Genomic DNA, 15105 nt, shown 5'->3' with positions numbered 1-15105 from the left:
GTCGGCGCTATTGCTGACTCGTTGGGTTAAACGATTAAGCACGAAGATAACACGCTCCGCTTTTGTTGCGACAGGGGGGTCAGATTGTTTGCACGGAGTCGCGCTCCACGAGCCCGAGAGGGAGCAAGCACTGCTGTTGCCCCACAAGATGCGGGGCGTGACCGAGCGCTATATCCACGGCCATGGACCCCATTTCGCTGTACGGCAGTCGAAGCGTCGTCAACCCCGGGCGCAGCATCCCAGCAAGTTCCTCGTCATCAAACGACATCACCGAGACGTCGTCGGGAACCCGAAGCCCTCGTTCCTGCAGCGCTTGATAAACACCGAACGCTATGCGGTCGTTGGCGGCCAGGATCGCCGTCGGCTCCGCATTGAGCACATTGAACGTGCCCTCATAGCCGAGCGGCGGCTCCCAATCGGTGCCGTCGTGGCGGGCAACAAAATCGAGCCCGGCGTCCGCCATCGCCTGGTCGATCCCCTGCATACGCGGCCAAATATTGACTGACAGCGACGTCGGCTGCGGCGCTGGATGATGGCCTACCATGGCGATCCGACGATGCCCGTGCCGCAGCAGATACTCGACGGACGCCCGCCCAGCAGCGGGTTCATCTGGGAGCACACTCGTCGCGCCTGGCACGCTTCCATTCACCGCGACGAGCGGCACCGCCCAGTCACCCAGCGGCACCTCAATCTCACGTGACGCCATGAACCCGATGAGGAGCGCGTCGACGCGCCTGGCCCGCAACGTGCGCACCGCCTGCTCAAGCCGCTCGGCGCGGTGATCGATCTCCATGATCATGACGCCGTGACCGTGCTTGTCGGCACCTTCAAGGATGCCGCGCACCATGCCTGACGCGAAGCGCGTGACCGTCACCTCGTCGGAGATGAACCCCAGCACCTTACTGCGGCCTGTACGTAGCGTGCGGGCCGCAACATCGGGCACATAACCCAGTTCACGAGCGGCACGACGCACGCGCTCCGCCGTCGCTTCAGACACCCTCGACCCCTCGCGACGATTCAGCACCATGCTGACGGTCGCCACTGAGACCTCGGCTGCGCGAGCGATGTCTGCGAGCGTCGTACGTTTCGGCACGCAGACACTCTACTTGGGCCAGGCTTCGGTACGGGGGCGCGGCGTCTCCGTCTGGTGATGGTTTCGACACGGCCCCTCGGGCTGGCTCAACCATCGGGGCACCTCACCCGGATGATTGAGTAGCGCCCACGCGCACCCTCGATGATTGAGTAGCCGCGTCAGCGACGTATCGAAATCATCCCGGACCGGTTTCGATACGCAGGCTTCGCCTGCTACTCAACCATCTGCGGAAGGCCCGCGACCGGCGGCGTTGTTACGCGAGCTGGGCTCCCAGAACACGCAGCGCATCGAGGTGTGGGGCGACGAGCGCATCGATGTCGAGGCCGTCCTCGCCTAGTGCGTCACCGAACGGCATCTGCACGGAGGATTCAACGACCTCGAGATTGACGTTGGTCAGCAGCTGCGCCAGCAACGGCACCGCTCTGTTGGCTCCCCCAAACCCGTATCCGACGATGCCTGCCGGCTTGCCGCCCCATTCGGCATACACCGTGTCGACGGCGTTCTTCGCAGCTGCAGTGAAGAAGCCGTTGTATTCAGGGGTCAGGAACACGAAGCCGTCCGCGCTGGCGACCATCTCCGCCCACGCCTTCGTTGTCGCATGCTGGTAGTTCCCCAGGCTCGGCATCTGGGGCTCATTCGAGAGCGGGAGATTCACGTCGACGAGGTCGAGCACGTCCACTTCCCGGCCTGCACCTTCTGCGATGACGGGAGCAATGCGCTGCGCAATCGCGTCTCCTACGCGAGAATCACGAGTGCTGGTGACGATGAGTTTGAGAGCCATGATGTGTAGACGCTTTCTGTTGTTGATATTTCAACTTGATTGTAGCACGGCTGGCCCAGAGACACCTATTGCAGAAGTAGTGGTTTCGACTCGGCCCTCCGGGCCGGCTCAACCACCGGAGCCCGGCCAGGTTTCGACACGCCGCCTTCGGCTGCGGCTCAACCACCAAAGCCCGACTTCTCAGCCCCCAGCGGCAGGAGGACGGCCGGAGAGAAGATCGAGCTCCATCTTGACGTTGGCGAGACTCTCACGCAGCACGGCCCTGCCCCACACCAGCGGCCAGCGCCCGGCCACAGACTGATCCGCCACACCCCACGCATCCACGTCGAGCGCACGGCAGACCGTCACCGCTCGTCGCACATGGAAATCCTGCGTGACTACGGCAACCGCATCCGCACCGTAGATATCGCGGGCACGAAAGCAGGAATCGTAGGTATCGAGGCCTTTCGGGTCCTCGACGATGATCCCCGACGGCACCCCTCGCCGCTCCAAATACTCGCGCATCACGCGTGGCTCATTGTTGGCCTCTGCCCTGCCGTCACCGCTCACGATGATGCGGCGCGCCATGTCCCGTCGGAACAACTCAACGGCGAGGTCGAGCCGCGCCGCGAGAAACGCGGACGGGCCGCCTCGAGCAGCTTTCGCACCCAGCACGAGCACGTCGCGTTTCGACGGCGCACCTGCCGCGTCGTACACCCTCCCCCACGATGCGCCGATAGTGTGCAGCTGGGCGCCCAGCACCGGCAGGACCCCGACGATCAGGGCCCAGCCGATGCCCTTGCGTACCTTGTCAAGCACGCTTCGCGAGGTACCACGAGACCAGCGCCTGCGTGGAGCCATCCTGCTTGGCCAGCGCCGCCTCGTCGCCGTTCACCGCGGGAGCAATCTCGAGCGCCAGCTTCTTGCCGAGCTCCACACCCCACTGGTCGAACGAGTCGATGCCCCACACCACGCCCTGCACGAACGTGATGTGCTCGTAGAGCGCAATGAGCTGGCCCACCACCGACGGAGTCAGCGCCGGCGCGAGGATGGACGTCGTGGGCCGGTTGCCGGCGAACACGCGCGCGGGCACGATCTCTTCCGCCGTGCCCTCGGCGCGTACCTCGTCCTCCGTCTTACCGAAGGCGAGCGCCGCCGTTTGCGCAAAGAAATTCGCGAGGAACAGCCCGTGCACATCGGTGTCGCCGTCACGCAGCGGGCGGGCAGGGTTGGCGACGGCGATGAAGTCGGCCGGAATGAGGCGGGTGCCCTGGTGGATGAGCTGGTAGAAGGCGTGCTGGCCGTTCGTGCCGGGCTCGCCCCAGAAGATTTCACCCGTCGACGAGGTCACCGGCGTGCCGTCCCACCGCACCGACTTGCCGTTCGACTCCATCGTGAGCTGCTGCAGATAGGCGGCGAAGCGGTGGAGGTACTGCGCGTACGGCAGCACCGCGTGCGAGTGGGCATCGAAGAAGTTGACGTACCAAATGTTCAGCAAGCCCATGAGCAGCGGCACGTTGCGGGCTGGTTCCGCGGTTTGGAAGTGCTCGTCGACGGCGTGGAAGCCGCCTAGGAAGTTCTGGAACTCGTCGCGCCCGATGGCGATCATGACCGACAGCCCGACTGCGGAGTCGACGGAGTAGCGACCTCCCACCCAGTCCCAGAAGCCGAATGCGTTGGCCGGGTCGATGCCGAAGTCAGCCACCTTGTCGAGCGCCGTCGACACCGCTACGAAGTGCTTCGCAATAGCCTCGCGACGCTGCTCGTCGCTGCCGTCAATGGCGCCCTGCTTGGAGAGCGCGTCGAGCAGCCAGGCTTTCGCCAGGCGTGCATTGGTGAGGGTCTCCAGCGTCGTGAACGTCTTGGACGCGACGATGAACAGCGTGGTCTCGGGGTCGAGATCGGCCGTCTTCTCGTACACGTCGGACGGGTCAATGTTGGAGACGAACCGGCATGCCAGCCCATCTTGCTTGTACGGTAGCAGGGCCTCGTAGACCATCACCGGCCCGAGGTCGGAGCCGCCGATGCCGATATTCACAACGGTCTCGATGCGCTTGCCGGTGATCCCCACCCACGCGCCGGAGCGGACCTCGTCGGAAAACTCCCCCATGCGACGCAGGACGTCGTGCACGTCCGCGACGACGTCCTGCCCGTCCACCTCAAGCTGCACGCCGGCAGGCAGCCGCAACGCGGTGTGCAGCACGGAGCGGTTCTCGGTCACGTTGATGCGTTCGCCGTCGAACATGGCGTCGCGGCGCCCGGGGACGTCGACCTGCTCCGCGAGTTCGACGAGCGCGGTGAGCACCTCGTTGGTGAGGAAGTTCTTCGACAAATCGACGTGGAGGTCGGCCACGTCGAAGGTGTACTTGGCCGCACGATTGGGGTCGGTTGCGAACCAGCCGCGCAGGTCTGGCGCGAACTGCTGCTTGAGTTCGGTGAGCTTGGCCCAGGCGGGCGTGGTGGTGGCATCAATGGGCTTGTTCATGCCACCCAGCCTATTGCCTTAGCGAACTGATCGGGCCGGCGGCGCCGACTATCGCACCAGTCAGATTCAGCGGACAGTGATGTGCACGTGGTCGTAGTGGTTGGCGGTGTCGTTGCCACGGTCGGACATGGAGCGCCAGCCATCAGATGCGCGCTGGACGGTCCAGATTTTCTGTGCGTAAATGACTTCGGTAATGCCGAGCTTGGACGCATTCTTTCGTGCCCAGTTGGCCACTTCCCAGCCTGCTTCGCCCGAGATCATCGCGTCGATAGCTCGGCCCTGGCTGTGATAGGAGCCCGAATCGTTGCGCCACCCGCCGAAGCTCGTCACGTTGGGGAACTCGTTGCACACGGCCCTGAGCACACCGGCAGCGCGTGCCGTGAGGCCCTGCTCGCCCCTCACCGTGGCTTTGCACGGCTCCTGAGCAACGCTTCTCTCGCGCTTGGGCGAGGCGGATTGCGTGGGCGCCACAGCCTTCTCGGCGAGGAACTTGTTCGCGATGAACCCTGGTTTTCCGTCGACGAGCACCTGCTGCCACCGACCGTCGACAACGACCTTCGTCACCTGCACCCGTGTGCCGGAGGCGAGGGTGACCAGCGTTGCGAAGTCGACGCCGGGGCCACTGCGCACGTTCACCGTCGCGGTCGTCCACCGCGAGCCGACGACCTCACCAAGGCTGGGAACCGCCGGGGTCGAGCGGGTGGCCGACGGCTTCCCACTCGACGACGGTGTCGCCTTCTTCGGTGCGGCGGCGGTGGCTGAAGCTGTCGGAGACGCTGCCTCGCGCGAGCTGGCTGCCGGCGACACGCTGGGCGACGAGGCAACGTCGCGGGGTGCGCTGCTCGACGGGGGCGCGCTCGGCGTGGGGGTTGGTGTCGCGCGTGCGGCAAGGGGGCGGCGCTGGGCGCCTCGGTCGGCGCCGGAGGTGCGCTCCGCGCGAGAGATGGGAATTGCGGTGGGGTCGGTGGTATCTGCGGCGCCCTGCACGGCAGGCTCAAACGCGAACGATCCGACGAGGATCCCCGTGACGACCACAGCCGCAACAGCCCACGACGCCTTCGCCACGCGCGACCCACGTTGGGGCCCGCGCTGGCTTTCAAGCGCGTCGATGTGCTCGATCGAGGGGCGCTGTTCCTCCAACCTCACTCCTAAACTTAAGAATCTCTCAGCTATTATTCAGGATAATCTCAAGCATTGCAACTACGGCAGCCCCCGCTATCGTTAGTGAGGTTCTCTCTTGGCCGACGGCCATCCACACGTGAGGAGACGGTCCGATTCTTCGATCTCGTAACCGTGCAGCCGCCTGGCTCGTCGCGCTCGCCGTGGCGTGCCTGAGCCTGCTCAGCACGCCCGCGCATGCAGCCGGGACGAAGATCGATTCCAGGGTCCGTTTCGACGGTCAGACGATCCACGTCTACGGCACGCTCATCGACGCCGAGGGCTACGCCATCGACAAAGGCTCGGTCTCTGTATCGCTGGGCGGCCAAACCATGGGCACGGCCCGCCCAAACACGCAGGGAATCTTCGATCTGAGGTTCCCTGCCCCGCCCGGGCTGAGCGGCAACCAAACCATCGCCGTGAGTTTTTCGGGCCACGGCAACAACCCTGCCGCGACGGCGTCCGCCACGCTTTCGCTGTCCTCACCCGGCACGAGCGCTGCGCAAACCGGCCAGCCCCCCGCCGCTTCGTCGGCCGATAGCGATGCGCAGGGACCCCCGTCGACGGCTCCCTCCTCTCCCCCAACCACCCAGCTCATAGCGAAGGTAGACCTTCCTGAACCCTCGAACGGTTCGTTCGTGACGATCAACGGCGAACTCGTGAGCCCGTCGGGCGACCCGGTTGCCGATGCCGGCATCCTGCTGTTCTCCCCCGCCGGTGAGGTGGAGGAGGGCTACGCCGTCACCGCAGCCAACGGCACCTTCACTACGCATTACGAGGTTCCGGTGGAGGCCGAGGGCGACCATCAGCTCACGCTCAAATTCGAGGGTGGGGGCGGAGTGCCTGCCGCAGAAACGCCGGTCGTGCTCAAGGTGCAACGCCAAGAGATCGCCACGACATCGCCGTCGCCCGACGAAACACCATCCCCAACGACAACTCCGACGCCCGACAGCACAGCATCCGCGACACCTGCCGCGCCCGACAACAACAACACGGAAGACCCATCGACCGTCGCCGATGACGGCGGCGTGGGCCGCATGGTGGCGTGGTTTGCAGGCGGACTGATCGCCGTCGGAGGTGTGACCGCGGTGGTCGCTGCCGTGGTGGCTGCCCGCGTACGTCGCGACCGCGCAGCTGACACTGCGCGCACCGAGTCAACGCTGCTCAGCGAAGACGGATTGCTCTCCGACGACGAAGACCCGCCCGCACCGGCGGTACCCCGTCGCGCCGCGCCCTGACGCGGCGACCCTCAGCCTTCGCTCACCCCACGCAATGCGGCCTTCCGGAACGACTCGCACCTGTCACGCAGCAAGCCGAGATCCCCATCACCAAGGGAATCACCCAGGAGTATCTCGTCGACGCATGCCGCCGGCGCCCCCTGCACCAGCCACTCTCCCGCAGCAAACGCGCCCACTCCGCCCATCGGAATAACCCGCGATACGAGCCCCAAACGCCCCAGGTGTTTCGCCATGGCATGCCCGACGATCTCCGCCGGCCACAGCAACGCCCCGGTGGCGCCGAGTTCCAGCACCGCGTGCACCTCGAGCGGGGTCAGTGCGCTGGCGAACCACGTGACGGCGTGCTCGCGGGCAGCGGCGGCCATGTCCTCGTCGGCGCCATCGGTGAACACGTACTGTGCGCCGGCCTCGATGGCCTGGTTGAGCGCCTCTACCCCGTCGACGCCCCACACGCCGAAGTTCGCCCGCGCACCGAAGATGGAGCGCAGCTCGCCCAGGCGCCTCAAGGGAACGGCGAAAGTGTTCAGATGCTCCTGGATGAGCACTTCGACGACGCTCGCCACGTCGTCGAAGTCGGCGTCGGGGAGACAGGTGATGATGCCAGAGGGAACCGTCATGATGCCATTGTGCCGCGAAATCGTCACTAGCGGCTGCCACCACCTCGTCGCACCTTCCCGCCATGCTGAGCGTAGTCGAAAATTTGGGTGAGAATTCTCTCAGAAAAGCCTCCGAATTTTGGTATTGGCACGAGGTGAGGTTACGTTCAAGCTCGTGAGGAACCATCTGCCGTCCACCCATCGTTTCGCCGTAAGCCGCCGCGGCGCACTCCAAGGCTTGTCCGCCGCGACAGTACTGGGCTTCGCCGCCTGTTCCGGAGACGCGGGCGGTGACGGCAAGGCTCCCAGCCCCGGGTCCACTGCCGCCGGCGGTTCCCCGTCGCCTTCGCCAACGGCTGCGAGCACAGACTGGACGACGGTGCCGCCGGCCTTGTTGCCGGGCATCGTCGAGGTGACGCTGAGTAAGGATGCGGAGGGCAAAGACGTGGTGACGCCGCGGTTCCCGTCGGCACGCAACCTGACGCAGGCCGTCGAGGTGGTGCGCAACCGTATTTTGCGCCAGGCGTCGTGGGAGTCGCAGGAGAAGGTGGAGATCAAAGGCGCACTTCTCGCGGCATCGCGGGATGCCGTCGGAATGGTGTTGCAGGCATCGTTCGGTTCCGAACAGAGCGCCGCGCCCTGCATGATCTGGTACGACGCCCGCAAGAAGCAGTCGTTCGCCTCGCCAGAGCTGATTTCGGCGTCGAAATGGGGCGAGTTTGCCAAGGCCGTGCACGAGGCGGCAGCCGCCGCCGGACTCGACGCGGCGAAGGCGGATGCCGCGCTCATCGAGAAATCAGCGCCGTACGGCAATGGGCCCGCGATGGCGTTCAATGGCGATGGCGCGATGGTGGTTGCGTTCCGCGCCGGTGCGGTGGCGGACACCGTCGCGAAAGTGACCGTGGACGCCACTGCGTGGCTGTCCGACTTTGGGCGCATCGCCCGCTCGGCGAGCCTCACCCCGTCGGAATTCTCGGGCGAGGCCTCCATCTCCATCACGCACTTCAAGCCCGGGGAGAATCACCCTGCCGTGACGAGCTCCCCCAACCGCCCGTCGGATGGATCAGAGCCCGGCGAGGCACTCCCCACCCCGACACCCGGCGGCGCGGTGCGCCCCACCACGGCCATCGGGTTCGACGGCGTCGTCGAGCGCTGCGTGGCGTTGACCTACGACGACGGCCCCGGGCCCAAGACCCCCGAGCTGCTGGCGGCGTTCCAGGCCGCCAAGGCAGCTGCCACGTTCTTCCAGATGGGCAACAGCATCGAGCAGTACCCGGGCACAACGCTCGACGTGGCTGTGGCTGGCCATGAGATTGGCAGCCACAGCGTGACCCACCCGAACCTGGCGTCCAAGTCGCGCGAACGCGTCGAAGAGGAGGTCGCCGGTAACTCCGAGCTGCTGAAGAAGGCCACCGGGTTCGAGCCGCTGCTGTTCCGCCCGCCGTATGGCAGCCACAACACAATGGTCGACGAAATCATCACCTCGCATGGCATGGCGATCGTGCAGTGGAGCGTTGACACAGAGGATTGGAAAACCCGCGACACGGCGAGCACGATTGGTATCGCGGTCAGGGATGGCAAGACCTTCACCGAGCCGATCGTCTTGATGCACGACATTCACGATTCGACGGTGGCCGCCGCCGAGGAGATCATTCACCGGCTCACCGAGGACGGCGTCCAGCTCGTCACCGTGAGTGAGTTGACGCTCAACACCGGCGGTTTCTTCACCGGGCACGCGTACTGCCGCGGCACGGGCATCGAACAGCAAGGATTCGGCTGCGACGGATGACGTTGCTCGACTGAGCGCACTCCAGATGCGATTTTTGGGCTACCAGGACCGTTTTTTAGCATCTGGTGTGCGCTCAGTCGCGCTATGCCTGGGAGCTGAGAGCACCCAGCCGGATGCCCCCAGTGCGACGTTTGCTGTCGTAGCGGAGGGACCAGTGCAATAAGAAACCCCGCCTGGTTGGGCATCTTGCCTAGTCAGACGGGGTTTAGTTCCGTGCGCGAGAGAGGAGTTGAAGCTCTAATCCGCCCTCGCTGACTAGGGCAAATGCGGCCTGACTAGGGGTTCTGTTCCCCTGTATTCCCCTCAATTCCCCCTGTTTCCTCACCTGAAGTGGGGGAAAAGTGGGGGAAGGCCGCGTCCATTTTGCGGGCGATGTCGTCAAGGTCGGAGTCGTATAGGTCGGCGTACACCTGTAACAGCATCGTGGGGGAATGTCCGAGCTGGGCGGCGGCAACTTTGACGTTCGCCCCCGACTGCACGAGCAAGGACGCGCAGGTATGCCGCAGTTCGTTGGGGCTCAGGTACTCGACCCCAGCAGCAGTCAGGGCGCGCTCCAGCCAAGCCGTGCGGTGGTTGCCTGAACGTTTGGCCGGTTGCCTCCAGTGGTCGCCGCTCTCACTCGGAAACAGCAGGTCGTCTGGTCGTTTGCCTTCCGCCTGTTCGCGCAGCAGTGGTGCCAGTGATGCAGGAAACGCCGAGGTTCTGGTCTGCCCGGTCTTGGTGCCGCCCTCCTCCCATTCCCAGCCGCCCGCGTCGTTAGGTAAATACGAGACGGATGTGTTGACATGTAGGCGTCCCCGGTCAAGGTCAAGGTCGCGTACCCGCAGACTCGCCATCTCTCCCCAACGCAAACCCACAAACACCATCGTCAAGAACGCCGCCCGCTGCTGGCCATCGAGATACTGCGCCACCGCCTCAACCTCGTCAATGCTCAGGTACCGCCGGGCTTCTTTGCGTTTGGGGGCCTTGGGGAGCTTGACCGAGACGCACGGGTTGGCCGGGATGAGTTGGTCGCGCACGCCGAGGTCAAGAAGGGCGCGGAGGGTGCCGGTTGCCGCGATTACCATTTTCGGGCCGACCTTCTCGCTCAGGTCTGCTACCCATTGCTGAATGGTGCGCGGGGTAAGGCGGCTCAGGGGCAGATGTCCGAACTTGGGCTCGATGTATAGCCGCCAGTGTCTCTCGTTCTGGGTTGCGGTGCCTTTGCGTACGGTCGACTGGCGCAGTGTCCAGTAATGCGGCCAGAGCTGGTCGAGCCGCGTAGCCTTTGCCTTGGCTGGGGTGATGACGCCACGACCGCTTGCCCGGGCCTCGCGTACCTGAGCCTGATACCCGAGAGCATCGGCCAATCGCTCGAAACCTTCCCTATCCACCGGGCGGCCATTGATGTCTTTGGCCCGGACAAGGTAGCGCGTCTTGCCGTCAGCGTTGGCGTAACTATGGACACCCCGATGCTTGGTTGGGGTTGTCCGCTGCCTCGCCATGTGCTCAGACTACCGAGTGTCTGCCCAGTACGTAGTGTCCACGAGCTGTGCGTCGAGCCACTCGTCCACCTCGCGTGCACGGTAGACAACGCCGGAGCCGCGCCCACCTAGTCGGCAGTATCGGGGGCCGCGATTGCTTGCTCGCCAGTTCGCCAGAGTTTTGGTACTGATGCCCAGCAGGTCTGCGAGCCGTTCGGGGGTGTAGATGTCCAACATGCCCCGTGAGGTGTCGGACGAGGCCCAAACTGTCCGAGGTCAGAGCGTGAAATGTTTACGTACGAGCCCGGCCAGCGCGTCCTTGCGGCTCAGGTTCGCCTTCACCAAGTCCTCGATGCCGGTACCGCTGCTGTAGTGCACATACGTAATCGGCTGCGTCTGCCCGAGCCGTCGGATACGCGAACGGGCCTGTTCAGTGCGCCCGTAATCGAACCCCTCGGATGCCAGATGAGCCACACATGCTGCCTGAAGATTGAGGCCGAACGACCCAACGCCATAGGTCATGAGCAGCGGTAGGTCGCTGGTGCGGAAGCGTTCGAGTATGGCGTCCCGGTCGGCCTCGGGTGTATCTCCGGTCATCACCAAGCACTCGCCGGACAGGTGGCCGCGTATGCCCTCCAGCTCAGCCAAATACTGACAGAACACGAGACACCGCCCCGATACGTTCGAGGCAATCTGTCGGTGTCGCTTGGGGTCGAGGGCAACAACACGGCCCAAATCCCCGAGCAGGCGGTAGATGTCCAGTTCGGGGGCGTGCTCGAGGTCGTAGTGCTGCTCGAAAAACTTGTCCCGTGTGCCGGTGTAGCTTGTGTGTGCCTCATCGCCCATGCTCAGGTCGTAGTGCAGCTCCGAGATGCCGAGGTCGAACCCGAGCCGTCCCTCGACCACGTACGGGGCAATCAAGGAGCGCAAGTGTCCGATGTTGTCGTCGTAGTCCTCGTACCAGACGCGGAAGGTGTCGGTGCCGGGCCTGCCTGACTCATGCCGCACGAAATACCGGCTCCGATACTGGCGGCTGTTCATGCCGATAATGCGCGGGTCGAGCCAGTCCATCTGCGTTTTGATGTCCCACAAATCGCGGCTCAGGGGCGTGCCGTTGAGGGCGAGCGCGTACGGGCAGTGTTTGCGGATGTTGCCCATGCGCTCGGTGCGTTTGCTGTTCCAGTTCTTGATGAAGCTAGATTCGTCCGCCACCACCATGACGCGGCGGGCCTGCACCCAATCCAGCAGCTCAAGGTAGGTACCGTCTGATTGGCTGATGGTCTCGTACCCCTCGACACGCAGCGGCACCCTCAGCCCCCAGCGTTTGGCCTCGGCCTCGATGGTGCCCTTAACCGAGAACGGGCAGACCCAGAGCAGGGCGTCGATGCGGTGCTGGCGGAGGTTGGCCAACTCCACAGCGACGCGGGATTTACCCATGCCCTGCTCCATGAACGCGGCCCCGACTTTCATACGGGCGAACCGAGTAAGCGCGGCCCCCTGTACTTCGGTCAGCTCAAGCGGCGATGGTGAGGTCGTCTGCGAGGTCATCGAGCACCTCCACCCGCTGAAGTTCGGGCAGGTGTACAGGCTCGGTGGTGCGGACATTGCCCGTAGTGGTGGTCGTAGAAATGGCCTCGGGTGCCCAGTCCGCCAGCAGCTCGCGCATGTCCTCGGTGCTGAGGGTGACCGGTTCGGCGTCACTGTCACGCGGGGGCAGCAGTCGCCACTCCCACCGGTCATGGGTGCGTAGCTTGTGGCCGTCGCACAGCTTCGTCGGGTGGAAGAACGCCCACCCCGGATACGTCGGGTGGTTCTCGGGGATGTCCACAATGATGGCCCGGCGATTGCGTAGCTTGACCTGCCGGGATTGGTGCACAGTGAGCGTCTGCCATGTGACCACCTGCGACGGCCCGGGCGCGTCTAGTCGGTTGGTGCGGTCTTTGTAGACGGTGAGGCCAGACCATAGTTTGCGGGTCGCGCCACCATACAACCGGTACGACTCCCAGCTGCAAAGGGCAACCCGGTACATGCCTCGAATGCGGGTACGGGTGACGAGCTTTTCGTTCACATAGAACCACAGCCCCTCGCCCTTCTCGGAGTTCGTCAGGGTGATGCGGTCAGCTTTGTGGCCTGCCCCCACCTCCACCTCCGCGCGTGGTACGTAAAACACTGCCCAGTCCTCCGAGGGTGTCGGGGGCGGCAGCAGTCGCCGGGGCTCGTCGCGCAGAGCCTCCTCGGTGGATACCCATGTCCACGGGTCGAGGTTGTGCTCACGCAGTTGCAGCCGCTCACCTCGGTAGTCGACGTAGGTGTCCGTACGCTCCACCACATGCGCCTCGTCCAGTTGCAGCTCACACCCGGCGTACGGCCCCGTGCCCATTTCCTTGTACTCGTTCAGGGGGACACGGTGCACGGTGTCGCTGGCCGTCGTGGTGAACTGCGCCCACTCCGCAAGCGGAAGGTAGCGACGGTCGATAAATACCCGGGCGCTGTCGCACTTTTTGATGGCACGCCGGATGTCAACCCATGGCGCGGAGGTGTCGCCCGCCTTGATGTAGTCGTTTGCCTTGCTAATGAGGCCCGCGCGGATGTCCCACGCCCAGTCGACCTGCTTTTTGGTTCCCCTCATGGCTCAGTCCTCCTGTTCCGCACTCGAAAACTCGGAGTCTGCGAACAAAGCCGCGATACCCGTAATCTGCTTGAGGCGCAGGAGTTCGTCGGCGTCCATGCCGATGTGCTGAAGAATCCACCGGTCACTCATGCCCGCCGCGACCAGCTCGGCCACAATGTTGCTCATCAGCTCGACGGAGTGCGAACCTCGGGCGCGGTTGTGGCGGATGGTCGAGGCCATGCGGTGCTCGAGCGGCTTGTCGATAACCACCACCGGCAGCAGGCCCTTCTCGCGGTCACGCACCCGCTTGCTGGTCTGCATCACGGTAAAGCGGTGGTACCCGTCCACGATTTCGTAGATGTCCTCGTCTTCGATGTAGTAGCAGACGATGGGCATGGTGTACCCGTCCTCCCAGATGCTCAGCTCTAGCAGCTTCATCTCGGGCGGGGCGACACTGTTTGGGTTGTAGGCGTTGGCTCGGATTTTCTCGATTGGTACAGCCCGGACGTTGTACACGGGGCTGGCGTTGTTGTTGCTCATGATGTTGTCCTTGTCAGAGAAGATTTTTGTACTTTTCGAGGGCGGCAGCGCGGCGTTCGTACTGGTCTTTGGTCGGCCCGAACCCCATGTATTTACAGGCGTGGTCGTTCTTGAGAATCGTTACCACTAGCCGCTTCCATGTGGGCACGGCGGCGAAGTCCGAGACGTCGAGGTCGTCGGGGTACTCCGCAAACAGCGCTACCTCATGCGGGGTGTTGTAGCTGCGGGTGGGCTCGCTGAACTGGATGTCGAGGCCGAGTTTGCGCAGTTCTTCGGCGGTTTCGGCCTTGACTGCGCCGCCCTTCTCCGTCCAGTACTTAATGCTGGTCGCCATCTTCTTGAGGTAACCGTCGCGGGTGGCCTTGGGGAGCGTCGAGAGCAGGAACTCGGCATAGCTGTGCCACGTATGACCCGGGGGCAGCTTGACCGACTTAGCCCCCATTGCTGAGGTGCCGCCGTAGATGGCCCCGAAGTTTGCGCCGTTGACCCTGCCGACAAGTTTTGCCCACATCTCGGGCTCGACTACGCGGTACAGCTTGAGGTTTTCGAGGCCCGCACTCAGGAACGGCGAGGCGACGCGCATTTGGCTGGGCTTCAATCCGGCCATGTGGAATAAGTCGTAGAGCTTGTTATAGTCCCAGCCGAACCGCGCGTTGGCAGTCCAGACATCAGAGACGAGCCAGTCGTGGATGGGGTAGGCGTTGTACACATCCGCGAAGATTTTGCTTGTCCAGCGCAGGCCGTCATGCATCGCGTCCTTGTCCTCGCGGTTGATGGCGGCGTACCGGTGCAGGGATTCCTCTTCGCGGATACCAACGAGTACCGCCGTCCGCTTCGCCCCGCTCTTCTGGTGGAGCCAGCGACCGATGCGCGCCTGTAGCTTGTAGTCCTCGACCGCCTCGTACTCGGGGAAATCCTCGGGCACATTGTCTGCGTTGTTGACCCCGGCATGGTCGGGCATCGGGCGCACCCAGATGTCCTGTTCGTCGGGGTTCCATGGCTGCCAGTAGGTCTGCGTCATGCTCACGGACGTACTCGCGGCAAACGGCAGGCAGATGCGCAACGGGTCGGCAAACTCGGGCAGCTCGGCATAGATACGGTCGACGTACTCGGTGGTGGCCGTGTACTGGCCCTCGTAGTCCATGTGAAACACAGTGACGCGGCGCTCGGGGGCGTGGTTACGGATGTGCTCGTACACGAGGTTGAGCATCACGCCCGAGTCTTTGCCGCCGCTGAATGCCACGATGATGTTGTCGAAGTCCTCGAAGATTCGACGGATACGGTCGCGGGCTGCGTCTAGCACTGTGTAGCTGGGGTTCATGGTGTCCATTGTCTCGTCCTCCTTACTGTGTAGAGGGGATGGAATGCTGAA

Annotated in this window: 14 protein-coding genes; 2 read left to right on the top strand and 12 right to left on the bottom strand. The window is 64.1% G+C overall.

The genetic code is table 11. From position 1 onward, the window contains the following. Nucleotides 1-79: 79 nt before the first annotated feature. The 5 genes from Q0X61_RS04655 to Q0X61_RS04635 form a co-directional block, all read right to left on the bottom strand. Nucleotides 80-1093, bottom strand: coding sequence for a LacI family DNA-binding transcriptional regulator (locus Q0X61_RS04655; protein WP_297740837.1), 1014 nt, complete (start codon nt 1091-1093; stop codon nt 80-82). A gap of 253 nt (nt 1094-1346) precedes the next feature. Beyond that, entirely contained in the window at nt 1347-1874 is a 528-nt protein-coding gene (locus Q0X61_RS04650; protein WP_297740835.1) for an NADPH-dependent FMN reductase, read from the bottom strand. Nucleotides 1875-2054: 180 nt separating this feature from the next. Then, entirely contained in the window at nt 2055-2672 is a 618-nt protein-coding gene (locus Q0X61_RS04645; RefSeq protein WP_297740833.1) for a vancomycin high temperature exclusion protein, read from the bottom strand. Next, nucleotides 2665-4338 carry a glucose-6-phosphate isomerase gene (pgi, locus tag Q0X61_RS04640; protein ID WP_297740831.1) on the bottom strand — a complete coding sequence of 558 codons (1674 nt, stop codon included), beginning with the start codon at nt 4336-4338 and terminating at the stop codon, nt 2665-2667. The genes Q0X61_RS04645 and pgi overlap by 8 nt, the downstream gene beginning before the upstream one ends. 66 nt (nt 4339-4404) lie before the next feature. Then, on the bottom strand, nt 4405-5478 hold the full coding sequence (locus Q0X61_RS04635; RefSeq protein ID WP_297740829.1) for an SH3 domain-containing protein: 1074 nt from the start codon (nt 5476-5478) through the stop codon (nt 4405-4407). A 182-nt stretch (nt 5479-5660) separates the two neighbouring features. Here Q0X61_RS04635 and Q0X61_RS04630 point away from each other — a divergent pair, with 182 nt between their 5' ends. After that, nucleotides 5661-6734 (top strand): hypothetical protein, encoded by a 1074-nt coding sequence (locus tag Q0X61_RS04630; protein WP_297740827.1) that lies wholly within the window; start codon nt 5661-5663, stop codon nt 6732-6734. Nucleotides 6735-6745: 11 nt separating this feature from the next. On the opposite strand, the gene Q0X61_RS04625 is transcribed toward Q0X61_RS04630, so the two are convergent. After that, a complete protein-coding gene (locus Q0X61_RS04625; RefSeq protein WP_297740825.1) occupies nt 6746-7351 on the bottom strand; it encodes a bifunctional 4-hydroxy-2-oxoglutarate aldolase/2-dehydro-3-deoxy-phosphogluconate aldolase in 606 nt (201 codons plus the stop codon). A gap of 154 nt (nt 7352-7505) precedes the next feature. On the opposite strand from Q0X61_RS04625, the gene Q0X61_RS04620 reads away from it, so the two are divergent. Beyond that, nucleotides 7506-9119 (top strand): polysaccharide deacetylase family protein, encoded by a 1614-nt coding sequence (locus tag Q0X61_RS04620; RefSeq protein WP_297740823.1) that lies wholly within the window; start codon nt 7506-7508, stop codon nt 9117-9119. A 275-nt stretch (nt 9120-9394) separates the two neighbouring features. Here the strand turns inward: Q0X61_RS04620 and Q0X61_RS04615 are convergent, their stop codons facing one another. The 6 genes from Q0X61_RS04615 to Q0X61_RS04595 are packed head-to-tail and all read right to left on the bottom strand — an operon-like array spanning nt 9395 to nt 15063. Continuing rightward, a complete protein-coding gene (locus Q0X61_RS04615; protein ID WP_297740821.1) occupies nt 9395-10603 on the bottom strand; it encodes a site-specific integrase in 1209 nt (402 codons plus the stop codon). A gap of 9 nt (nt 10604-10612) precedes the next feature. Then, complete coding sequence (locus tag Q0X61_RS13360; RefSeq protein ID WP_367270706.1) at nt 10613-10819, bottom strand: helix-turn-helix transcriptional regulator; 207 nt, start codon at nt 10817-10819, stop codon at nt 10613-10615. 39 nt (nt 10820-10858) lie between these two features. Continuing rightward, nucleotides 10859-12130, bottom strand: a complete 1272-nt coding sequence (locus Q0X61_RS04610; protein WP_297740820.1) for a DEAD/DEAH box helicase — start codon at nt 12128-12130, stop codon at nt 10859-10861. Further along, nucleotides 12096-13211: a hypothetical protein gene (locus Q0X61_RS04605; RefSeq protein ID WP_297740819.1), complete on the bottom strand. Its 1116-nt coding sequence runs from the start codon at nt 13209-13211 to the stop codon at nt 12096-12098. The genes Q0X61_RS04610 and Q0X61_RS04605 overlap by 35 nt, the downstream gene beginning before the upstream one ends. A 3-nt stretch (nt 13212-13214) precedes the next feature. Next, nucleotides 13215-13733 carry a ParB/RepB/Spo0J family partition protein gene (locus tag Q0X61_RS04600; RefSeq protein ID WP_297740818.1) on the bottom strand — a complete coding sequence of 173 codons (519 nt, stop codon included), beginning with the start codon at nt 13731-13733 and terminating at the stop codon, nt 13215-13217. 13 nt (nt 13734-13746) lie between these two features. Beyond that, on the bottom strand, nt 13747-15063 hold the full coding sequence (locus Q0X61_RS04595) for a DUF3440 domain-containing protein (protein ID WP_297740817.1): 1317 nt from the start codon (nt 15061-15063) through the stop codon (nt 13747-13749). Between the last annotated feature and the right edge of the window lie 42 nt (nt 15064-15105).

Source organism: uncultured Tessaracoccus sp., assembly GCF_947255005.1.
Lineage (GTDB): Bacteria > Actinomycetota > Actinomycetes > Propionibacteriales > Propionibacteriaceae > Arachnia.
Note: the sequence above shows the minus strand (reverse complement) of the source record. Positions and strands in the feature narration are given on the sequence as shown.